Annotated in this window: 20 protein-coding genes and 1 riboswitch; of the genes, 12 read left to right on the top strand and 8 right to left on the bottom strand. The window is 49.9% G+C overall.

Annotation, left to right across the window (positions count from 1 at the left end; genetic code table 11):
• Positions 1-38 precede the first annotated feature (38 nt).
• The 3 genes from WGC32_RS07270 to WGC32_RS07260 form a co-directional block, all read right to left on the bottom strand.
• On the bottom strand, positions 39-956 hold the full coding sequence (locus WGC32_RS07270) for a ribokinase (RefSeq protein WP_342681212.1): 918 nt from the start codon (positions 954-956) through the stop codon (positions 39-41).
• A gap of 23 nt (positions 957-979) precedes the next feature.
• Positions 980-2,404: a Sapep family Mn(2+)-dependent dipeptidase gene (locus WGC32_RS07265; protein WP_342681211.1), complete on the bottom strand. Its 1,425-nt coding sequence runs from the start codon at positions 2,402-2,404 to the stop codon at positions 980-982.
• A 202-nt stretch (positions 2,405-2,606) separates the two neighbouring features.
• The gene (locus tag WGC32_RS07260) at positions 2,607-3,743 is read right to left on the bottom strand and encodes a Gfo/Idh/MocA family protein (protein ID WP_342681210.1); all 1,137 of its coding nucleotides are present in this window, start codon (positions 3,741-3,743) and stop codon (positions 2,607-2,609) included.
• Positions 3,744-3,973: 230 nt separating this feature from the next.
• Between WGC32_RS07260 and WGC32_RS07255 the strand changes: the two genes are divergently transcribed.
• The 6 genes from WGC32_RS07255 (at position 3,974) to thiD (ending at position 9,271) form a co-directional block, all read left to right on the top strand.
• The gene (locus tag WGC32_RS07255) at positions 3,974-4,780 is read left to right on the top strand and encodes an amidohydrolase family protein (protein WP_342681209.1); all 807 of its coding nucleotides are present in this window, start codon (positions 3,974-3,976) and stop codon (positions 4,778-4,780) included.
• Positions 4,781-4,914: 134 nt separating this feature from the next.
• On the top strand, positions 4,915-5,406 hold the full coding sequence (locus tag WGC32_RS07250) for a heme-degrading domain-containing protein (RefSeq protein ID WP_191481950.1): 492 nt from the start codon (positions 4,915-4,917) through the stop codon (positions 5,404-5,406).
• 87 nt (positions 5,407-5,493) lie between these two features.
• Positions 5,494-5,592, top strand: a riboswitch (TPP riboswitch).
• 138 nt (positions 5,593-5,730) lie between these two features.
• Entirely contained in the window at positions 5,731-7,032 is a 1,302-nt protein-coding gene (gene thiC, locus WGC32_RS07245) for a phosphomethylpyrimidine synthase ThiC (RefSeq protein ID WP_342681208.1), read from the top strand.
• Between the two features lie 13 nt (positions 7,033-7,045).
• Positions 7,046-7,855, top strand: coding sequence for a hydroxyethylthiazole kinase (gene thiM, locus WGC32_RS07240; protein WP_342681207.1), 810 nt, complete (start codon positions 7,046-7,048; stop codon positions 7,853-7,855).
• The gene (thiE, locus tag WGC32_RS07235) at positions 7,848-8,480 is read left to right on the top strand and encodes a thiamine phosphate synthase (RefSeq protein WP_342681248.1); all 633 of its coding nucleotides are present in this window, start codon (positions 7,848-7,850) and stop codon (positions 8,478-8,480) included. Before thiM ends, thiE begins: the two co-directional genes overlap by 8 nt.
• A gap of 14 nt (positions 8,481-8,494) precedes the next feature.
• The gene (gene thiD, locus WGC32_RS07230; protein WP_191509974.1) at positions 8,495-9,271 is read left to right on the top strand and encodes a bifunctional hydroxymethylpyrimidine kinase/phosphomethylpyrimidine kinase; all 777 of its coding nucleotides are present in this window, start codon (positions 8,495-8,497) and stop codon (positions 9,269-9,271) included.
• 188 nt (positions 9,272-9,459) lie between these two features.
• Here thiD and WGC32_RS07225 read toward each other — a convergent pair whose 3' ends face one another.
• The 5 genes from WGC32_RS07225 to WGC32_RS07205 all read right to left on the bottom strand — a co-directional run bounded on the left by WGC32_RS07225 (position 9,460) and on the right by WGC32_RS07205 (position 16,092).
• Complete coding sequence (locus WGC32_RS07225) at positions 9,460-9,801, bottom strand: GIY-YIG nuclease family protein (RefSeq protein WP_342681206.1); 342 nt, start codon at positions 9,799-9,801, stop codon at positions 9,460-9,462.
• 137 nt (positions 9,802-9,938) lie between these two features.
• A complete protein-coding gene (locus WGC32_RS07220) occupies positions 9,939-12,845 on the bottom strand; it encodes an N-acetylmuramoyl-L-alanine amidase (RefSeq protein ID WP_342681205.1) in 2,907 nt (968 codons plus the stop codon).
• Between the two features lie 154 nt (positions 12,846-12,999).
• Entirely contained in the window at positions 13,000-14,523 is a 1,524-nt protein-coding gene (xylB, locus tag WGC32_RS07215) for a xylulokinase (RefSeq protein ID WP_342681204.1), read from the bottom strand.
• A 175-nt stretch (positions 14,524-14,698) separates the two neighbouring features.
• Positions 14,699-14,911, bottom strand: coding sequence for a hypothetical protein (locus WGC32_RS07210; protein WP_191481958.1), 213 nt, complete (start codon positions 14,909-14,911; stop codon positions 14,699-14,701).
• Positions 14,912-14,940: 29 nt separating this feature from the next.
• Positions 14,941-16,092, bottom strand: a complete 1,152-nt coding sequence (locus tag WGC32_RS07205) for a hypothetical protein (protein WP_342681203.1) — start codon at positions 16,090-16,092, stop codon at positions 14,941-14,943.
• A gap of 220 nt (positions 16,093-16,312) precedes the next feature.
• Here WGC32_RS07205 and WGC32_RS07200 point away from each other — a divergent pair, with 220 nt between their 5' ends.
• The 6 genes from WGC32_RS07200 to era all read left to right on the top strand — a co-directional run bounded on the left by WGC32_RS07200 (position 16,313) and on the right by era (position 20,880).
• Positions 16,313-16,570, top strand: a complete 258-nt coding sequence (locus WGC32_RS07200) for a YabP/YqfC family sporulation protein (RefSeq protein ID WP_191482001.1) — start codon at positions 16,313-16,315, stop codon at positions 16,568-16,570.
• A 63-nt stretch (positions 16,571-16,633) separates the two neighbouring features.
• Positions 16,634-17,839 carry a sporulation protein YqfD gene (gene yqfD, locus WGC32_RS07195; protein ID WP_342681202.1) on the top strand — a complete coding sequence of 402 codons (1,206 nt, stop codon included), beginning with the start codon at positions 16,634-16,636 and terminating at the stop codon, positions 17,837-17,839.
• A 157-nt stretch (positions 17,840-17,996) separates the two neighbouring features.
• A complete protein-coding gene (locus WGC32_RS07190) occupies positions 17,997-18,965 on the top strand; it encodes a PhoH family protein (RefSeq protein WP_191510421.1) in 969 nt (322 codons plus the stop codon).
• A 16-nt stretch (positions 18,966-18,981) separates the two neighbouring features.
• Positions 18,982-19,485: an rRNA maturation RNase YbeY gene (gene ybeY, locus WGC32_RS07185; RefSeq protein ID WP_191481962.1), complete on the top strand. Its 504-nt coding sequence runs from the start codon at positions 18,982-18,984 to the stop codon at positions 19,483-19,485.
• Complete coding sequence (locus WGC32_RS07180) at positions 19,478-19,978, top strand: diacylglycerol kinase family protein (RefSeq protein ID WP_342681247.1); 501 nt, start codon at positions 19,478-19,480, stop codon at positions 19,976-19,978. Before ybeY ends, WGC32_RS07180 begins: the two co-directional genes overlap by 8 nt.
• Positions 19,975-20,880, top strand: coding sequence for a GTPase Era (gene era, locus WGC32_RS07175; protein ID WP_342681201.1), 906 nt, complete (start codon positions 19,975-19,977; stop codon positions 20,878-20,880). The genes WGC32_RS07180 and era overlap by 4 nt, the downstream gene beginning before the upstream one ends.
• Positions 20,881-20,897 lie beyond the last annotated feature (17 nt).

Raw genomic sequence — 20,897 nt, 5'->3', positions numbered from 1 at the left:
GCCTGGGACAAATGTCCCGGGCCTTTTTTTATGTAGCGTCAAAATGAATCCGCGAGAGAAACAGGGGGCATGGAACGATAAGCTCCCGGGTGCTGAACCACATATCCAGCGAAATTTTGCGCATAGCTGATGGCTGGGTGAAGGAAAGCGCGATCCTCCCAGGAGGATAAGCTGATCCGAGAGACAAAAGCGCCGATAAAGGAATCACCCGCCGCAGTCGTGTCCACGGCGGCAACCTTTTGGGCGGGCAGATGGTCAAACCCATATCGGTCACAGAGCAGAACGCCCTTATCCCCAAGGGTCACCAGGAAAAATTTCACTCCCGCATCAAAAAACGGAGCCATTTTACTGTATAGTAGCTGATAGTGATCGGTGACCGGAGCGCCGATCAGATAGGCAAGCTCCGTTTCATTGGGCACCAGGATATCGGTGCTTTTGAGCAGCGCATCGGGCAGATCTGTCACCGGTGCCGGATTGAGGACAGTGACCTTCCCACAGGCCTTGGCGTGCTCCAGAAAGAGGGTTGCAGCCTCCATATTGGTCTCCAGCTGGGTCACAGCGACGTCACACCCTTCAATGAGCGGATAGGACTTTTCTATTTCTGCAGCAGTTATAGCCTTATTGGCAGCCACGTCTACAAGAAGCATATTCCGACCTTCCTGATCGGTGATAATGACGCAGGAACCGGTAGGAATATCTGAGTCTTGGAAGGTACAGCTGTGGTCAATGCCTTCCTGTGACAGAAGGTCAATAAGGGAGTTGCCATCAGGCCCCAATTTTCCCACAAAGGAAACCTGGCAGCCGGCCCGCCTGGCGGCAACAGCCTGATTAAAGCCTTTGCCACCAGGGGAGCTGGAACGTCCGGTGGGGACCACGCTTTCCCCCACCTGGGGAAGGGCGGAGACATAATAGGTGGTATCAATGTTGATGCTTCCCAGCACACAAATTTTTCTCATATTGTTTTCCTCTTTTTATAGAATTACTGGGCGGTAAAATCAATGCCGTCAAGGCGCAAGAGAGCAATGGCGTAGATTTTGGCGGCATTGACCAGATCCTCTACGGCAATGGATTCATCGGGTTGATGCATGCCGCCCCGGCCGGTTTCGGTGGGGAGCATGCTGCCGGGCCGTCCGGCACCGAATGCAACCGAATTTGGCATCTCCCTAGCGTAGGTACCGCCGCCAATTACATAGGGAGCTAGGTCCTGGCCGGTCAGGTCATTGTAGGTTTCGGTGAGAAAGGCTACGGCAGGATGATCTGCGGGGATATACAACGGTTTGCTTTCAAAGCAGTCGCCCATAGAAAATCCGTGTTCCTCACAGGTCTGGGATATTTTGTTCCGCAGCTGCTGGGAATCGGTGCTGATGCAGTAGCGGATATTGACATTGAGGACAATCCGGCCCTCTTTAACGCTGAGCAGGCCGCCGATACAGGTGGTTTCCCCGGAAATATCGTCGCGGGATTTGATGGCAAGGCCTGCGCCGTCGGTAGTTTCCAATACCTTTACTACAAAAGCGAGAGCGTCCCTGTCCTCGCCTTCCAAAAGGTCACAGTCCACCACGGCTTTGCACAGTTTGTAGATGGCATTGACAGAGCCCTCGGGAAATGCAGCATGGGAGGGGATGCCCTTGGCGGAGATGGTGACATCGTGAGGACCTTCCGAGACGACCAGATCTCCTTTGTTATCCCCTAGCTTTTGCAGAACCTGGTCAATAGATTGGCTCTTGAGGGTAATCTTTGCATGGGCAGCCACAGCATTAGATACCTCACCGCCGGAAAGTTCTCCGATTTTATCAGAAAGCTGAGGGCCGACCAAATCGGCCGATAGGATTCCCTTTTCTCCGTTACAGACGGGAAACTCCGCATCCGGGACGAAGGAAAAGTCGGGGATTTTGCAGTGCTTTACATAATAAGCCATATCAGCGCTGCCGGTTTCCTCACTGCATCCCATAATCAGCCGGACAGAATGGACCATGGGGACAGCCAGCTCATACAGACAACGCATGGCATAAAGGGCTGCTACCGCAGGCCCTTTGTCGTCGGCAACGCCGCGGCCGATAAGTTTGCCATCCTTAAGGGTGCAGTGAAAGGGTTCATATTCCCAGTCGGGGCCAGCCGGAACCACATCCAGGTGGGTGAGAATGCCAAGCTCCCGCTGACCATTGCCCATGAGGATACTTCCAGCATAGTACTGGTGGTTCTGGGTGCGAAAGCCATAATCTTTTCCCATTTCCAGGGCGGCGTCCAATACTCGCGCGGGCCCTTCTCCAAAAGGATGCTCCCCCTCGCTTTTTGTGGAAACACTTTCGATGGAGACCAATGTGTTGATGTCTCGGATCATCTGCTCTTTGTGGACATCGATCCAGTCAATAATGCTTTGTTTGAGTTCGTTGTCAACCTTCATATGCTCAGCCTTTCTCCGCCGCAACGGTTATTTCATCATGTGGTGTTAGCGTAATCAAATGGAAAATGTATGATTATATGTTGTTCTATGAATCATCATTGACGGAATTTCCTATTTCAAACCTGGCCTAGATTTTTTAGCGTAGAAAAGACGGCCTGCGGAGGAACATCCGCAGGCCGTCTTTTAAAAGTTTGCTGCGAACTCAGTCAATGCTAACCCAAGCGCCGCCTTTGGCGTCGGATTCGTAGGCGCGTTCCATGACCTTTTGAATGTATGCCCCTTCTTCCAAAGAGGGAGAGGGCTGGGTGCCGTCATCCACATGATAAAGGAAGGTGGCGAGGCAGTGAACGTGAGCCCTGATCCAGCCGACAGAGCACATAGCACCGGGGAACGCAGCTGCCGGAGGTGCGTACCGTTGGGTACATTCAATGCATTTAAATCCCCTTTCGCCGCCCAGAGGGGCGTCAGGGATGGTATTGTCAAAGAAATATAGATGATTGGGGTCGGCAATATCAAATTTAATGGCCCCTTTGACACCGTGAATTTCAAAGCGAAGAGAATCATCAAATCCGGTAGCCACCTTGGAAGCTTCGATGGTACCGTAGGCGCCATTTTTCATCTGACACATCATCAGCGCCAAATCATCATTATCCACAGGAACCATATTACCATTGGCATCGGGACGTGCATCATAGAGCTTGTCAGTTTGGCACATGATCTTTTGGTAATCCCCCATGAGATAATAGCCAAGATCCAGGATATGGGAGCCTAGATCAAAGAGGACGCCGCCTCCTCCCAAAGCGCTTTGATGCCGCCAGCCAATTTTTTTGTTGGGGTTAACATTACTGGCGTGGAGGAAAATTCCACGGAAGGAGGTGATTTTACCCAGCCGTCCCTCATCGATCAGCCGTTTGGCGTTCATGATCATGGGGTAGAAACGATTCTGCAATGCAATCTGGGCGGTGACATGATGCTCTTTCGCAAGGGCAATCACTTCTTCTGCCTCGGCGTAGTTCATCACAAAGGGCTTGTCACAGTAGACATGTTTCCCCGCTTTGATGGCCTTAATCACCATGTCCTTGTGATAGACGTTAGGTGTGCAGATATTGACAATTTGAATGTTGGGGTCATTAAAAATATCGTCTGCGTTGGAGGTTGCATAAGAAAAACCCAGCAAATCCTTGGCTTTTTCGGCCTTAGAAAGGGTTGTATTACACACGCCCACCAGTTTGATTTTAAAGGGCATGTCCGGATAATAGAACGGGAGTGTCTGATAGCCATAGCAATGGGTTTTCCCCATGAAACCATAACCAATGACGCCCACACCGTATTCTTTCATCAAAATCACCTCTGTCAATAGATTTTGTCCGCAAGAAAAGACATTGTATTTATTTTACAATTTTTAATCCGGGGTTTCAACAAAATCCGGCTATTTGGAGATGCCAAAGAAATAGAAGGGTTTTTGGTGATGTTGAAAAGGGAGGGAGAAAGACGACGAAATACCGATTTTGTGATATAATAAATCGGATAAGACGGTGAATTCGAAAAAATTCGATAGGAGGAATATATATGCAAATTGATTTTCACACCCATTGTTTTCCAGATAAAATTGCTGAGCGGGCGGTAGGAAAGCTCTACTCCATCTGCGGGATTACGCCCCAGACCAACGGCACTTATGACGATACCTGTCGCGCTATGAAGGAGTGGGGAACGGATATCGCTGTGCTCTTTAATATCGCGACCAATGCCCATCAGCAGACATCGGTGAACAATTTTGCCGCCTCCCATAACGATGGCCCTACGAGAGCCTTCGGCTCAGTGCATCCCGAGGCGGAAAACGCATTGGAAGAGCTGGAGCGAATTAAAGAGTTAGGTCTCCGAGGAATAAAGCTCCACCCTGATTATCAGGAGTTTTTTGTGGAGGAAGAACGGATTTTTCCAATCTACCAAAAATGCCAGGATCTAGGGCTGATGGTCGCTTTTCACGCCGGCTGGGATCCCCTGTCTCCGGAAGTGGTCCATACAACGCCGAAAGGCATGGTCACTGTATTGGATCATTTCCCAAATCTGACGGTAATTTTGGCCCATATGGGGGGATTTAATATGTGGGAGGACGTAGAAAAATACATGATCGGGCGCAACAATGTCTATCTCGACACCTCCCTTGCCATGGGAAATATGCCGAAGGAACAGTTTGTCCGGATGGTGAGAAATCATGGGGTAAAACGGATTCTGTTTGGAACTGATTGCCCTTGGTCCGATGGAGCCGCCGCCGTGGAGTATGTGAAGACCTCCGGTCTTACCGAAGAAGAGCAAGCGCTGATCTTCTATAAAAATGGTTGCGAACTGCTGGGAATTCCGGGTGAAAATAGCTAAATTCTCCACTATTTTTTCGTGAGGTAAAGAAAGAATTTTCCATTGGAATTTTTCCGCTTTTATGGTATGGTAAAGTTATCGTAGAAAAGCCCGGTAACAGGGAGAAATCCCCGGTAAAAGAGGAGGTTATTCCCATGGAAACATCAAAAAATGATACCAAGGCTTTGCGGGAGCTGGTGGAGAAGCAGGAGGCTTTGCTTCGCTTTGACCATTTTTCCTATAAAGATGCCTGGAAATTGGGCGTTTTGATGGTCAATGAGGCTAGGGAGAAGAAACTGCCCATCGCCATTCGGATTACCGTTAACAATCTGGTTATATTCAGCCATGTGTTGGAGGGAGCCAATGCTCACAATGAACAGTGGCTCAACCGTAAGCATAACACCGTCTTTGTCCGCCAGGAAAGCAGCCTGCACCTGTTTACCGTGGCGGAGTTGGAGGGGAAGACACTGGAAAAAGACTGGTTGTTGGATCCCATGGAGTATGCCCTTTGCGGCGGAGGATTCCCGTTGTATTTGAAAGGGACCGGTGTCATTGGCTCCATTTGCGTCTCCGGGCTGCCGCATGTGGAGGATCACATGTTTATCACCAGCTGTCTGGAAAAATTTCTTGGTATCGAAGTGAAATAAGCAAAAAGGGGGGAGCTTTATTCCCCCTTTATTCTTTTTATTTACAGAGTGGACCTCGAGTGTTATAATAGGAAACAACAAAAGAATACTCGTTTGCGGGGGAACCATTGCGGTTGAGAAGGTTAAAACCTGACCCTTTGAACCTGTTAGTTAATACTGGCGTAGGGAAGCAAATCACAGATCCATAGGGCGCCGGCTTTGAGCAGGCGCCTTTTTTAATTCTATTATTTATGCTGAAGCTTTCGTCTTATCAGGGCGGAACTTTGATACATATCCGCGTAGGAAGCGCACCAACACCGCGCGGGAAAGAAAGGAAGAGTCATTTTGAGTTACACAACACAGATGAATGCTGCAAAACAGGGCATTATTACCAAAGAGATGCGGGCTGTTGCGGCAAAAGAAAAAATCAGTGAAGAAGCCCTCAGAGAAATGGTTGCAAAGGGTACGGTTGCAATCCCGGCGAACAAGAACCATACTTGCCTGGATCCCCATGGAATCGGCAAGGATTTGACGACGAAAATCAACGTCAACCTGGGAACTAGCCGCGATTGCCTGAACATGGACGTGGAGATGGAGAAGGTCAATGCCGCTGTCGCCATGGGCGCCGAGTCCATTATGGATCTGAGCTCCTTTGGAGACACCAAAAAGTTCCGCCGCGCCTTGACGGCCCAGTGCCCCGCTATTATCGGCACAGTTCCTATTTATGACGCCATTGTCTATTACAACAAAGATCTAGATAAGATTACCACCCAGGAGTGGCTGGACATTGTTCAGATGCATGCGGAGGATGGCGTAGACTTTATGACCATCCACTGCGGTATCAACAAGTCGACCGCACAGCGTTTCAAAGAGACCAAACGCCATATGAACATCGTGTCCCGCGGCGGTTCCCTCATCTTCTCCTGGATGGAGATGACCGGCAATGAAAATCCTTTCTATGAACATTTTGACGATATTCTGGAAATCTGCCAGAAATATGATGTAACCTTGAGCCTGGGAGACGCCTGCCGGCCCGGATGCATTGAGGACTCCGGAGATATCTCGCAGATTGAGGAATTGGTGACATTGGGAGAGCTGACCCAGCGCGCTTGGGCCAAGGATGTCCAAGTTATGATCGAAGGCCCCGGTCATATGCCGCTGGATCAGATTGAAGCCAATATGCGGATTCAGCAGACCATCTGCAAAGGAGCGCCCTTCTATGTTCTAGGCCCGTTGGTTACCGATGTGGCTCCTGGCTATGACCACATTACTGCTGCCATCGGTGGCGCTATTGCGGCTACCTATGGCGCATCCTTCCTGTGCTATGTTACCCCGGCGGAGCATCTGCGCCTGCCTACCCTGGACGACATGAAGGAGGGTATCATTGCTTCTAAAATTGCGGCCCATGCCGCTGATGTAGCCAAGGGACTACCTGGTGCCAGAGACTGGGACTACAACATGTCCACCGCCCGTAAGAATTTGGACTGGGAGGGAATGTTCAACCTGGCCATTGATCCGGAAAAGGCACGGCGTTACCGGGAAGAATCCACGCCGGAGCATTCCGATACCTGCACCATGTGCGGAAAAATGTGCGCGGTGCGCAATATGAATAAAATTCTCGGCGGCAAAAATGTCGATGTCATCTAATCAGGAGAAAACCATGCTGGAAGGTTATATACAGGCGGTGCGGCAGAAGCACCCCATAGTCCACTGTATTGCCAATTATGTAACGGCAACAGATTGCGCCAATGTGCTGCTGGCCATCGGCGCATCCCCTATCATGGCTGATGCGCCGGAGGAAGCTGCGGAAATCACTGGAAGCAGCGACAGCCTGGTGCTCAATTTAGGAACCCCGAGCCCAGATAGGTTTTCCACCATGGAGTTGGCGGGAAAACGGGCCAATGAATTGGACCTTCCTGTTGTCTTAGATCCGGTGGGGGCCGGCGCCTCTGCCTTTCGACGGGAAGGAATCGGACGGCTTTTAAGGGGCATCCGGGTTACCGCTATTCGGGGCAATATCTCCGAAATTGCCGCTTTGGCTGGAAAGCAGACGGAATGGGCCGGGGTGGATGCCGCCATAACAGCACAGAGCCCCATAGAAGCAAGAAATTTGGCCATGGATCTTGCCCGCCAGAGTGGGGCAGTCGTAGTTGTTACAGGGAAAAAAGACATCATTACTGATGGAAAGCGCTCCTTCACCATTGCTAATGGACATGCTATGATGGGCCAGGTCACCGGCACCGGCTGTATGCTTTCCTGCCTCATCGGTGCATTTTTAGGCGCAGATGGTTCCCATCCGCTGGAAGCGGTGGCGGCGGCAGTTGGAGCTTTCGATATCTGTGGAGAGCGGGCCTATGAAAAAGCGGCTCACGCAGGACGTGGAACCGGAAGCTATCACTTGGCGCTGATCGATGAAGTGAGCCTGGTCAAGGACAGCGCAATGGGAGGTGTCCGGCTTGTCTGTGAATAGGGATATAATGCGCCTTTATCTGGTGACCGACCGGTCGTGGCTACATGGCAGGACATTGGAATCCCAGGTGGAAGAGGCCATTCTTGGCGGCGTGACCCTGGTACAGTTACGTGAAAAGCATACAACTGGCGAAGAACTCTTGGCTTTGGCACAGCGGGTCAAAAAGGTGACGGATCGATATAACGTGCCGCTGATTATCAATGATTATGTAGACATTGCACTGCAGATAGACGCCGCAGGGGTACACTTAGGCCAAAGCGATGATGATATCCGCATGGTTCGAGAAAAGCTGGGAATGAATAAAATCATCGGGGCGTCCGCCCACAATGTGGAGGAAGCTCTGGCTGCCTATGCAGCGGGAGCGGATTATCTAGGTTCTGGTGCCGCCTTTGGCTCCTCCACCAAGGGGGACGCAGGGAAAATCTCCCTGGAGACACTGACCAAGGTGGCAAAATGTGTTCCCATTCCTGTAGTGGCCATCGGCGGCATCGACGAGGATAACGCTGCAGCCCTTCGGGGGAGAAATCTTGCCGGCATCGCGGTGGTGTCTGCCATTCTGGCCCAGCCCGATGTTAGGAAGGCCGCGCAGATGATGCGGATACAAGCAGACGAAATTTCAAAATAAGGAGTTATGACTTCATGAATACAGCACTGACCATTGCGGGTACTGATCCTAGCGGTGGAGCAGGAATGCAAGCGGATCTGAAAACTTTTACGGCGCTCAAGGTATATGGCATGTGTGCCATCACGGCGGTGTTGGCCCAGAATACCTGTGGCGTTCGGCTGATTGAAAATGTAAGCATTCCGATGGTGGAGGCGCAGTTGGACTGCGTTTTTGAGGATATCTTTCCCGACGCGGTCAAGATCGGCATGGTATCCAGCATTCCGATTATTGATGCAATTGCGGGAAAGATTAAACAGTATCAAGCAAAAAACGTGGTATTGGATACAGTGATGGTGTCCACCAGCGGCCACCGGCTGATTGATGAGGACGCCCAAAACGCACTGATCACAAAATTAATGCCTTTGTCCGATATTATTACCCCCAATCTGCCGGAAGCGGAGGTCCTATGCGGCTTTTCTATTTCAAACAAAGAAGAACAGGTGAAAGCCGCCCAGAAAATTGCCGAGTCTTACGACGGGTATATTATGATTAAGGGCGGACACTTTGACGGCGGAGACGATCTGCTCTACAAGGACGGACAGGTACGTTGGTATCCAACCAAGAGGGTGGATACCCATAATACCCATGGCACCGGTTGTACCCTTTCCTCCGCGATTGCGGCATATCTTGCCAAGGGAGAACCTATGGAGGATGCGGTGGCCAAAGCAAAGGAATATATTACAGGAGCGCTGGCTTCCGGACTGGATCTTGGAAAGGGCAATGGGCCGGTTGACCACTGCTTTGCCCTATAGTCTTTGGAAGGAAAGGATTCTAGGAATCTCCCATGACCGGGTTTAGGAAAGATCTGTATGGATCTCTGGTTCATAGAAAAACGGTGTTTTTCGGTTATGCACAATGAAAGGGACGGAGTATGATATAAAAATCATACTCCGTCCCTTTCATTGTGTGAGGAATCATATTGGATCAGATTATGTTGATTCTAGTAAAGAAGGCCCGAGTCAATTTTCTCAAGCCAGAGGTCATAGAGCGCTTTGACGTCTTCCTTGAATTCCTCCGCAGTTTGTTCTTCTTTCTGTTGTAGTGTATCGAGCACTTCAAAAACAAAGACATCTTTGCCCAGCGCATCCCAATCCTTAGCAATCTTCCGGTCAACGCAGGATCCGGTCATTTGGGCAAACTGAAAGCGATTACGACTCCCGGTCAGTTCGGTGGTCCATTGAAGAAGCAGCCTGCCGTTTTGGGTGTTTTTGATGGCGAAAACGCCGCCTTCCCGCCGACGTTCTTTATAAGCGCGGATCATTTCTTTGCGATCTTTCTCCATGATATCGAACCCCCTTTCACTATGACAGTAAAAGACAAATGTAGTGATTATTATATCCATCGCAAAGGAGGATGTCAACTGCTCGGACAAAGAAAAAGAAAGTCCAGAAAACTCTGGACTTTCCCTAATTAGTTGAGTTAGTTTGCCGCTTTAATGGTGTCAACAATCCCCATTGCAACAGCGTTTGCCGTACGGAAGATGGTGAAGGAATCACAGAGAGACTCATACTCCCAGGGATTGGACATGAAGCCGTTCTCCACCAGGACGCTGGGACAGAATGTCATTCGTGTTACCCGATAGGTGGACTGGATGGCGCCTCTTGGCTCTCGTCCTAAGCATTGTGTCATGGTGTCGTGAAGAATCTGCGCAAACTGAGCAGAAGTATTGTAATGATAATAGATTTCTGTACCGCTGACGCTGGAAGAGTCGGTGGTTTCTGCCACTGAGTTTTGATGGAAGGAGATATAAAAATCTACCTTCATATTTTCGGGAGGAAGGCATCTTTCTTCATAAGAAAGGCGGGTGTCATTAGAACGGGTCAGGGAAACAGTAGCTCCTAGAGCTTCCAGCTGTCTTTGTGTCTCATAGGTAATGGCAAGGTTAATATCCTTTTCTGTTGCGCCACTGCTGCCGCCAGGCCCCAAGGAACCGGGATCCTCTCCGCCATGTCCGGCATCGAGAGCAACGACTACGCCTTCCAGAGGCCGTGCCGGATTATCGGAAAGTTTTGGAGGAAGCAAGAAGGAGAGCACCAAATTGCCGTCCAGATCAAATTCCACATTATAGCCCCAGAGAGAAAGGCCTTCCCCTAGGGTAAACTGGAGCGTTACACTTTCATCGTCGTTAACCCGTTGGGAGATATCGGAGAATAGATCTCCATATTCAAAAAGCCCTTCCTGTATATTGACAGTATTATAAAGGGTGATGGTGAAGACGTCGTCATCGAGGTCAGCGTGAAAAGCGGGACGGGCTGTACCCTTGATGGTATAGGTTTGGTCTCCATTTTCGGCCTGCTCCATGGTAACCTCGCTGACATTATTTTGGAAGGAGGCTTCTCCCTCCACGAAATCTATGGTGCTTTTTTGAATCCACCCTCCGCTGGAAAGCTGGCACATATCATCGGTTTGATCGGTGACCAAATCTACACAGCCTTGTTTCAAGGTGGCAATAATGTCACTATTGGTATTGCTTTCACTAAAGACGGTACCGATGTATTCAGCCGCCTGCATCACCAATTTGCCACCCTCACCAACAACGTAGATCTCTCCCAGGGAAGAGGTAGTGCTGGTTTTTCCTTCATAGGTGAGCACATAGCTGACAGTCCCCACCTTGGTAGTTACATTTTCCGGATAGTCTTCTGCGAGGGTTGCGGTTCCTTTGAAGAGGGCCGGTACGCCATCCTCTGCAATGGCGACTTGCTCCAGTGGTATATGCATGCCGTCAAAAATGGCAGTGACCTCCCCGCCGGCAGGAGCAATACAGGAAAAGGTGACCTCTTCACCAGCATAGGCGCCATAAGAAGCGCTGGGGAAAACTGAGCTTTCTAAAATAGAGGAAATGGTGGAGACTTCTCCAGAGCCTTCCTCCTCACGGATAATGGTAAGCGAACGGGACACATTTTCCCCCTGTTCAAAGGTAAAACTGTTTTCCCCTAAAGAAAGTTCAACTAGTACGCCAAAAGTACCGCCTTCTCCACGGGCTTCTACCTCTTCGCCGTTAAGGGTCAAAGGCAGAGAGGGGTCCGAGGTGCCCATGATGAAATATTTGCTGTAATAGGTCGTAAATTCTTCACTTGAGGGCCGGGTAATTTCCAAAGTCTGCCCATAGCTGAGATCGACAGAGATTGCCTGTTCCGATTCTGGCATGGCATACATGGAAGCGGTGTAGACGTTTACGCCCTGACTATCAGAGGCGAGATCAGCGTATGTGGAGAGAATATGGCCTTTAAAATTTTGCAGACGGTTGAGATAAATCTGATCAGCCAAAGCAAACTGATCTCCGCTTTGCGCTTCGGCTACACGGTTGAGGGTGATGACAGGAATACGGTAGTAATCGGAAGTCTCGCCCCACCACTGAACAAGGGATCGGTAGTCTCCTGATTCACCGTCAATGCTATAAAAAAGCTCAGGGGTAATGTAGTCTACCAGTCCTTGCTCCATGATGGATGCAACATCAACAGCCTGATCGTCCGCAGCGAAGGCAGCGCTCCCCCGGATACTCTCATCCATCTGGCTGTTGACTCCAGGGACGGTGATGCCAAAAGAAACATCAGCATTTGCAGTGGCAGTATGCACGGCGGAGAGCAAAGCAATAATGCTGCTTTGGTGGAAAGAGGTAAGATCGGAAGCGGTGGATTGACCCGCAAAGGCAGACTCACTGGACATACCACTCTGATAGCCAATATCCACGAGATGAAGACCGTCCACATTGTAATTGGCGACAATTTCCGAAGCCAGATCCCCAACGAATTTTTGAAAGTCTTGATTGGCGGGATCGAACTTGAGGATGCCGTCGGTGGTGGTCAGCAGCCATTGAGGATTTTCAAGGGCTGGATGTTTTTCATAGAGCCCATCTGTCGTGGTAATGGCACCCAAATCATAGGGATTTACCACTACGTAGACCCGGATTCCATTTTGATGAGCCTCCTTGATAAAAAGCCGCAGAGGATCGTATTTCGTACGATTGTCCTGTTTGCCGTCAATATGTGAGGTGGAAGGAAGAAGGTCAGAGTCATAATAGGCCTCACCTCCTGTGACAGCATCCACATAGATGGTATTATAGCCATAGGTGACAGCGTGTTCCACAATGGAAGCGATGTGATCTTGCATCTCCCCTTTGCTCATATCTTCTTCGGGAATCAGCGCGTTTTCTCCGAACCCCTGAACATAGAAACTGCGGATCTCCGCAGGGGTTTCCAGCTCTACTGTATCCCGCTGAAATTGCAGAGAAATGGGCAGATAATCCCGCACCAAAAAGAAAGCACCGGCGCCGAGGCCGACAACCAAAATGATGACCAAAAGACTGAGCAGATATTTTTTCTTCACACCGCATCACCTCTCTGTTATCTTACCACAGTCCGCCTATTTTTTCGAGAAAAATGGGGTGAATATTGAATGAATATTTTGGAAGATGGCCACAAATTGGGCAGAAAAAAGAACGCGCTGTTATCCATACAGCGCGTTCTTTTTTGAGAAGCCGCTACAGAGTGGCCAATTCTTTAAAATTATCCTTGAGAGATGGATACAACTTGACATACAGCCGATAGAATGCTTCGTATTTGTCGATGTTGTCCGGATTGGGAGCCTGTGTCTTATTTTTCTTAATGACCCGGCGACAACCTTCCTCCACAGAGGGATAGATGCCTGCGCCTACGCCGGCCAAAATAGCCACACCAAGAGCAGGACCTTCCTTGGAATTGACGGTAGAAACGTTGCAGTTAAACAGATCGGCCAACATAGAACGCCACAAGGGGCTGGTTCCGCCTCCTCCGCAGGCCATCATGTCGTTGATTTCAGTTCCCATCTCCCGAATGATCTCGATGCAGTCACGCAGGGAGTAGGAAACGCCCTCCAGAATAGCGCGAATGAGATCAGCCTTTTGATGGATAGCAGAGAGCCCAAAGAATACACCGCGGCAGTCTGTATCCAGATGAGGGGTGCGTTCACCCATGAGATAAGGCAGATAAATCAGCCGATTGGAACCGACGGGGATCTTTTCCGCCATATTATCCATAATGTAATAGGGATCCACACCCTCTTTTTCTGCCTGCGCGATTTCTTCGTGGCAGAAGTTGTCCCTAAACCATTTGAGGGAGAGTCCGGCACCTTGGGTGACACCCATAATGTGCCAGCAGCCGGGGACAGCACAACAGAAGGTATGTACACGGCCCTTGGGGTCGATAGAAATATCAGAAGTATGAGCAAAGACAACGCCGCTGGTGCCGATGGTGGTAAAGGCTTTTCCGTCCTCTACAATACCGGTACCGACAGCTGCCGCCGCGTTATCACCCGCACCGCCGACGACAATGGTGCCTTCCTGCAGCCCGGTCATAGCGGCGACCTGGGCAGTAATGGTGCCGGTGACTTCCGGGGATTCATAGACCTTGGCAAGCAGGGACTTATCGATGTCCAGCAGATCTAGCAGCTCATCAGACCAGCAGCGGTTGGGGACATCCAGCAGCTGCATGCCGGAAGCATCGGAAACTTCTGTGGCATACTCTCCGGTCAGCATAAAGCGGATATAATCTTTCGGCAGAAGAATATGACGGCATTTTGCGTAGTTTTCCGGCTCGTTGTTGCGCACCCAGAGAATTTTGGCAGCGGTAAAGCCGGTAATAGCGGGGTTGGCAGTGATTTCAATCAGCTTTTCCCGGCCCACCTTGGCAGTGATTTCCTCCACCTCTTTGCCGGTGCGCTGATCACACCAGATGATGGATTTGCGGATGACCTGGTTGTTTTCGTCCAGCATGACCAAGCCGTGCATCTGGCCGGACAAGCCAATGCCTTTGATATCTGCAGGATTGACGCCGCTTTTGGAGACACAGTCTTTCAGTGTCTGGACGGTGGCGTTCCACCAATCTTCAGGATCTTGTTCCGCCCAACCGTTGTGGGGCTGATAGAGAGGATATTCGACGGTGCTGGAAACAATGGTATTACCGTCCGTATCAAACAGTACGGTTTTGGTACCGCTGGTACCAATGTCAATGCCGATTAAATATTGCATGGCAAACCCTCCTTTTGATCATTCTAAAGTTTTCTTATTATAGATCATATCACTAATTTCTATCAAACACAATATGGGAACTTTGTAAGAAAAATCCTTAGAAACTTTAGCTAGTAAATAGTTTTTCGGGAAAAGTGATAAAAAACAGGCAAGTTGTTAGTACAACTTGCCTGTTTTATAATTTGAAATCATCAGGACTATACTGGGTGAGGAGCCGGGGCTTTTTGGGGATTCTTTTAAGAGGATCATAGCTAAATTTCCGGCAGCTGTGGTAGGGGGTAACAACACCGCGTTTGGGGCAGAGGATGATGGAATCGTCCCTTCCCGGACGCCCCAAGGCACAATAGATACAAGCAGGTTCAATGCGGTTTCCAAAAAGCTTTGCCAAGTGTTCACATCCTCTCGTTTTCTTTCTTTTTATTTTATCATATTCTTCGCTGCTTTGCTACGGGATTTTCTGCCCTCACCGGAAGTTGGGGAAAGCGAGAGAAGGAGAACTGCGCAGAGAAGAAGGATACAGACGGCAGCGGGGATATTCCCATAAGAAATAGCGAGACGGGGGGAGGACTCAAATGCGGCGCTGATCAGAGCCAGGGGAACCGCCCGCAAAATCAGATGTGCAATTATACCGGTAATAGCCGCATGGGCCAGACGGGAGATGAGGAAGGGAAGAAGATTCAGATGGTGATCTTTTATAAGGGCAATGACCTGACAGATAATGGAGACACTGGAAAAGGAGACAAGGATGCTGCAAAGGGTAAAAGCGGTGAGTACATCATTTTGAGCGCTTTGGAGACATCCCTGGGTTACTTCCAGAAATCCATAGACCAAAGGTGTTACTATTGCGCCGTCCGCGAAGGAAGAAAGCTTTTGACAGAAAAAATCCATCCAACCGGAGGCGGTGAGGAGGGAGGTGACAGCACTTAAAAAGACAATAAAGGCGCTGACGGTGAACATGGAAGAAGCGCCGCCGCAAACCGATTCCACAAAGGCTACCGGTATAGTCATGGGAGGAGCTGGTTTTGCCTCATTTTTGGGAGGAACCTTGTGAAAAAGGCCAAGAAAGGTGCCGATGAGGAGGGAGGATAATATCTGAGAGACTAGAAGAATGACACCCAGCGCAGTGGAGTGGAGCATGAAAAGCCCCACAGTTCCGATGAGGAAGGCGGGCCCTGCGTTGACGCAAAAGCAGAGCATCCGGCTGGCTTGTGCCTTGTCTATTTTTTTCTGCTCCAAAAGCCCGGAAATCATCTTTGCACCTACGGGATAGCCGCCCAGCATGCTCATGATGACGGCGCATCCGCAGGAGGAAGGAAGCTTTAATATATAGCGGGTGATAGGGGAAAAGGGACGGGAGATAAGCTCCCCCAGTCCCGAATTTGTAAGAAAGCAGGCCAGCACTACAAAGGGAAAAAGGGAGGGGATGACAACGCCGGCGCAAAGAGTCAAACCATCACGGGCCCCCTGGGCGCTGGACTGGGGATAGAGGAGGATACCAGTGCACAGCGCCCCAGCGGCCAGTAGAATCAAAAAGATTTTCATTGGTTTGGAATGTCTGAACTTTTTCATGATGGCAGATTCCTCCCTTGTGGGATGAGGATTGGGTATGAAAGGTCCCTTTTTCCAATATATATGTAAACGGACAAAAGATATGAGTTGCTGTATGTTTGGCAGCGCTGGGGTTAGGAAGGAACCTGGGATCAACCAAGGAAATGAGGTGGGAAACTTGGCGAGGGAGAAGAGGAGAAACCGGAGGCAACTGCCTGTAGAGGAGATGCCCAAAGACAAGATGGCTTCGAAAGTAGCCAAAGTCATCGGTGTACCGGAAGACGCGTTTACAGCCCAGCCCCAAATCGAGCTCTCTGGAAATCGGGAAGCGGTGGTGGAAGGGTGCCAGGGCATATTGGAATATGACGAGTGTGTTATCCGTTTGAACCTGGGAAAGATGATGCTGCGTTTTTGCGGCAGAAATCTTCAGCTGCGATGTATGGCGGCACAAAGTGTCGTGGTGGAGGGCTATATTATGTCCATGGAGTTTTTAACCTGACCACAGCCGCTGGATCTCTGCCCTGTTTTTCCAAAGGAAATTTTTGCAGTAAAGGAGAACATCATGTTTATCGTCAGATTGTTCCGGTGGCTTTGCGGCTATGTGGAGTTCGAGGTAACCGGTAACTTTGTGGAACGCTTTCTCAACCTAGCCATGCGGGATGGGGTCAATATTTGGGGACTGAGCCGTCGCACAGATAAAGTGATCGGTTGCGCCCTGTTACGGGATTACAAGTGCTTTCGAAAGTTTACCCGAAAAACAGGGGTCCGGGTCCGGCATATCGGCACATACGGTATGCCTTTTGTCGCTAAAAGATACCGCAAACGGGTGGGAATCCTCATCGGTGTGGCGGCATTTTTTGTTTTTTTGGCCGTCATGTCCCAGTTTATTTGGCAGATCGAAGTTAACGGTTGTGAAACGGTGGATCCGCAGACCGTCCTGGATGCGGTAGAAGAATATGGGCTGAGAGAGGGGGCATTGCGCAGCCAGCTGGACACGCGGGAAATTGAAAATCGTGTCATGATCAAGTTGGATACCCTTTCCTGGATCGCGATCAATATCCAGGGGAGCCGCGCTACCATCGAAATCCAGGAGAGGGTGAATCCGCCGGAAATGTTGCCGCTAGATGATCCATGTAATGTGGTAGCGAAGCATGAGGGAATGATTACCCGGGTGGAGGCCCACGACGGCAAAGCCATGGTCCAAAAGGGAGATGCCGTGAAAGAGGGGGAGCTGTTAATCAGCGGTATCATCGAATCGAAAAGCGGCAAAAATATACTGAAACACGCCTGGGGAAAGGTGATAGCCATGTATGAGGAAAACTTGACCATCCGGATTCCCCTGAAGCAGCGTCACGAGGTTCCTTCTCAGGAAAGCAGCCAAAAAAGCTATCTGCGAGGCGGCGGGGTAGATATTCCTTTGTCCATCGGCGGTTCTCCCGGAGAAAATGCGAAGGTTTCGGTGGAGGAAAAACAGCTTTCCATTTTTGGAATGCCGTTGCCATTGTATCATGTTGTCAAAACTTATCGTTCTTTCTCCTATGAAGAGGTGACAATTTCTCAGAATGAGGCGAAGTCCCAGGCCCTGAGAAGGCTGGAGCAGATGGAAAACGAAGCCATCGGAGAGTGTGAAAGCAAGGAAAAAACAGTCAATGGCATTGTGGATGGGGATCACTATGTCCTTACTGCAAGGTTTGTGGTTGAGAAAGATATAGGAGCCACTGAAAAAATATGGACAGATCAGCCGGCCGAAGCGGAAAATTCTCAGTAAATTTTGCAGAAACCCTAGTAAAATTTAATAGTATTTGCTATAATAAACTGTACATACTGGGCAATTGCTCCAGGTTTGTGAAAATTTCGTTTGATGCGGGTGGCTTTGGAAAAATTCGGAACACGCTGCAATATCAGACGGGGATTCAGGTGAATGGATGATCGAAAGGATAGTCAATGTAGAGCGGATGGAACATGCCGTTGCGCTCTTCGGAAACTTTGATGAGAACATAAAAATAGTAGAAAAGGAATACGGAGTTACCATCCTCTGCCGGGGAACAGAAGTCAAAATCGCTGGTGACGAAGAACAGGTGGATAAGGCACGTCGTGCGGTGGAAGGCCTCCTTGCCATATTGGAAAAGGGAGAGGCTTTGACCGATCAGAATGTCCGCTATGTCATCTCTATGGTGGCAGAGGGGACCGAGGATAAACTGGCGGCTTTGGCAGGAGATTGTATCTGCATCACCGCCAAAGGAAAACCTCTTCGTCCTAAGACTCTGGGGCAGAAGCGTTATGTGGATGCGATTCAGAACAACACCATTGTTCTGGGTATCGGTCCGGCCGGAACGGGAAAAACCTATCTTGCTGTCGCCATGGCGGTCCGGGCTTTCCGCAAAGGGGACATCAACCGGATTATTCTCACCCGGCCGGCAGTAGAGGCAGGGGAGAAGCTGGGATTTCTGCCCGGTGACCTGCAAAATAAGGTGGATCCGTATCTGCGGCCTCTTTACGATGCGCTCTTCGATATGCTGGGGCCGGAAAACTACCAGAAATATCTAGAGCGGGGCAATATCGAGGTAGCGCCTTTGGCCTATATGAGAGGCCGGACACTGGATGACAGTTTTATTATCCTGGATGAAGCTCAAAATACCACGCCAGAGCAGATGAAAATGTTTTTGACCCGCTTAGGTTTTAACTCTAAAGCGGTTATTACCGGGGACATTACCCAGATCGACTTGCCGGATGAGCGTAAATCCGGCTTGGTGGAAGCTTCGAGAGTCCTCAAACGGGTAGAGGATATCAGTATTGTCAACTTTAATGAGAAGGACGTGGTGAGACACCGTTTGGTGCAGGAAATCATCAAGGCCTACGAAAAATATTATGAGGACGGAAAACGCCGCAAATAGAAATGAGGGAACGGACATGGAAAGCTTAAAGGTACTGATTTCAAATAAACAGAAGGAAGTAAAAATTCCTACGGGAATGCGTCTGCTCATCCGCCGTTGTTGCAACGCTGTGTTGGTGTTGGAGAATTTCGAGGGCATTGCAGAGGTTTCGGTGAGCTTTGTCAACAACGCGCAGATCCGACAGCTCAACCGTGAATACCGGCATAAGGATATGCCCACCGATGTGCTCAGCTTTCCGCTGGGAGAAAACGGCGTCTATGATATCAACCGGGAAACTGGAGCTCAGCAGCTGGGGGACATTGTCATCTCTATGGAAAAGGCGGTGGAGCAGGCGGAGAGATACGGCCATTCCCTTCAGCGGGAGGTGGGCTTCCTCACAGTCCACTCTATGCTCCACCTTTTAGGCTATGACCATGAGGCCGGCGGCATCCAGGCGGTCCATATGCGGGAAAAGGAAGAGACTGTCATGGCAAGGCTGGGGCTCCAGCGGGATGCCAGCTATGTGTTTGAAGATGAGTAAATATGGCTTTTCGGCCCTGGGGCGCGGATTTCTCTACGCGCTGCGGGGCTTTTGTCACTGTGTCAAAACTCAGAGAAACCTACGCATCCATTTAGTAGCCGCGTTCCATGTATTTCTCCTCAGTCCCTTTTATCATTTTACCAAAGGGGAATATGGGGTGCTGTGTTTAGCCTGTGGATTGGTCATCAGTGCAGAAATGGTCAACACGGCTCTGGAGGAATTTTGTGATGGCCAATATCCTGGCTATAGTCCGGTGGCAAAACGGGTTAAGGATGTGGCGGCAGGAGCGGTACTTCTCTGCGCGCTGGCCGCGGCTGGGGTAGGCGTCATCTTTTTCTGGGATATGGAAGCGTTTGGGCGGATGGCTCAATTTATCACTCTTTATCCGTGGTCCCCCGTAATTCCTGTGGCAACGTTGGCCGCTGGAATCATCTGGGCCATGAGCACAAAGAAAAAAGAACCAATGAAAGAAAAGGAATCGAAAGAAAGATGATGGATAGTAACAATACAAAATCGGGCTTTGTCGCCATTGTGGGCAAGCCCAATGTAGGAAAATCCTCCCTCCTCAACGTCTTGGTAGGGGAAAAGGTGGCCATTGTGTCGGCAAAGCCTCAGACTACCCGCACCCGGATTACCGGTGTGCTGACGGAGGGGGAAACCCAACTGGTCTTTATTGACACACCGGGACTGCATAAGCCAAGGACGAAGCTCAGCGAATATATGGTGGAGCAGGTCAAAGGCTCGGTGACCGATGTGGATCTGGCGGTTTTGGTGGTTGACGCCACCGTCAAGGAGATCACCAAGGCAGAAAGGGAGCTCATGGAAAATTTTTCTTCCATGGATCTGCCAGCTATTTTGGCGCTTAACAAAATTGACCTGTTGGAAAAGAAAGAGGATCTGATGGAGAAAATCCAAGCGTTTTCGGAGGCCTATGAGTTTGCCCATATCCTTCCTTTGTCTGCAAGCACGGGAGAAGGGGTAGAAAAACTCAAAGAAATTTTAATCGAGAGTGCCCAACCAGGCCCACACTTTTTCCCAGACGACGCTTTGACCGATCAGCCAGAACGGGTCATTGTGGCCGAGATCATCAGGGAAAAGATTCTCAACAATATGTCCCAGGAAATCCCCCACGGCACAGCGGTTTCCATTGAATCCATGAAAGAAAGACCGGGAGGAAAGCTGATGGATATCCACGCCACCATCCTCTGTGAAAAGCAGAGCCATAAGGGGATGGTCATCGGGAAGAATGGAGCCATGCTCAAAAAGATAGCGTCAGAGGCCAGGGTGGAAATTGAGAGCTTTCTTGACTGCAAAATCAACCTGCAATGCTGGGTTAAGGTCAAGGATGATTGGAGAAATAAAGAGCGCATCATCAAGGAATTGGGCTTTCAGTAATCGTCGTCGAAAGATTA

This window comes from Zongyangia acetica, from assembly GCF_038739695.1.
Lineage (GTDB): Bacteria > Bacillota > Clostridia > Oscillospirales > Ruminococcaceae > Zongyangia > Zongyangia gallinarum.
This window is presented reverse-complemented; position numbering and strand designations above follow the sequence as displayed.

Coding starts and splice junctions, on each gene's coding strand:
- WGC32_RS07270 (WP_342681212.1), bottom strand. CDS start 956: ATGAGAAAAATTTGTGTGCTGGGAAGCATCAACATTGATACCACCTAT.
- WGC32_RS07265 (WP_342681211.1), bottom strand. CDS start 2,404: ATGAAGGTTGACAACGAACTCAAACAAAGCATTATTGACTGGATCGAT.
- WGC32_RS07260 (WP_342681210.1), bottom strand. CDS start 3,743: ATGAAAGAATACGGTGTGGGCGTCATTGGTTATGGTTTCATGGGGAAA.
- WGC32_RS07255 (WP_342681209.1), top strand. CDS start 3,974: ATGCAAATTGATTTTCACACCCATTGTTTTCCAGATAAAATTGCTGAG.
- WGC32_RS07250 (WP_191481950.1), top strand. CDS start 4,915: ATGGAAACATCAAAAAATGATACCAAGGCTTTGCGGGAGCTGGTGGAG.
- thiM (WP_342681207.1), top strand. CDS start 7,046: ATGCTGGAAGGTTATATACAGGCGGTGCGGCAGAAGCACCCCATAGTC.
- thiD (WP_191509974.1), top strand. CDS start 8,495: ATGAATACAGCACTGACCATTGCGGGTACTGATCCTAGCGGTGGAGCA.
- WGC32_RS07225 (WP_342681206.1), bottom strand. CDS start 9,801: ATGGAGAAAGATCGCAAAGAAATGATCCGCGCTTATAAAGAACGTCGG.
- xylB (WP_342681204.1), bottom strand. CDS start 14,523: ATGCAATATTTAATCGGCATTGACATTGGTACCAGCGGTACCAAAACC.
- WGC32_RS07205 (WP_342681203.1), bottom strand. CDS start 16,092: ATGAAAAAGTTCAGACATTCCAAACCAATGAAAATCTTTTTGATTCTA.
- WGC32_RS07200 (WP_191482001.1), top strand. CDS start 16,313: ATGGCTTCGAAAGTAGCCAAAGTCATCGGTGTACCGGAAGACGCGTTT.
- yqfD (WP_342681202.1), top strand. CDS start 16,634: ATGTTTATCGTCAGATTGTTCCGGTGGCTTTGCGGCTATGTGGAGTTC.
- WGC32_RS07190 (WP_191510421.1), top strand. CDS start 17,997: ATGATCGAAAGGATAGTCAATGTAGAGCGGATGGAACATGCCGTTGCG.
- ybeY (WP_191481962.1), top strand. CDS start 18,982: ATGGAAAGCTTAAAGGTACTGATTTCAAATAAACAGAAGGAAGTAAAA.
- WGC32_RS07180 (WP_342681247.1), top strand. CDS start 19,478: ATGAGTAAATATGGCTTTTCGGCCCTGGGGCGCGGATTTCTCTACGCG.
- era (WP_342681201.1), top strand. CDS start 19,975: ATGATGGATAGTAACAATACAAAATCGGGCTTTGTCGCCATTGTGGGC.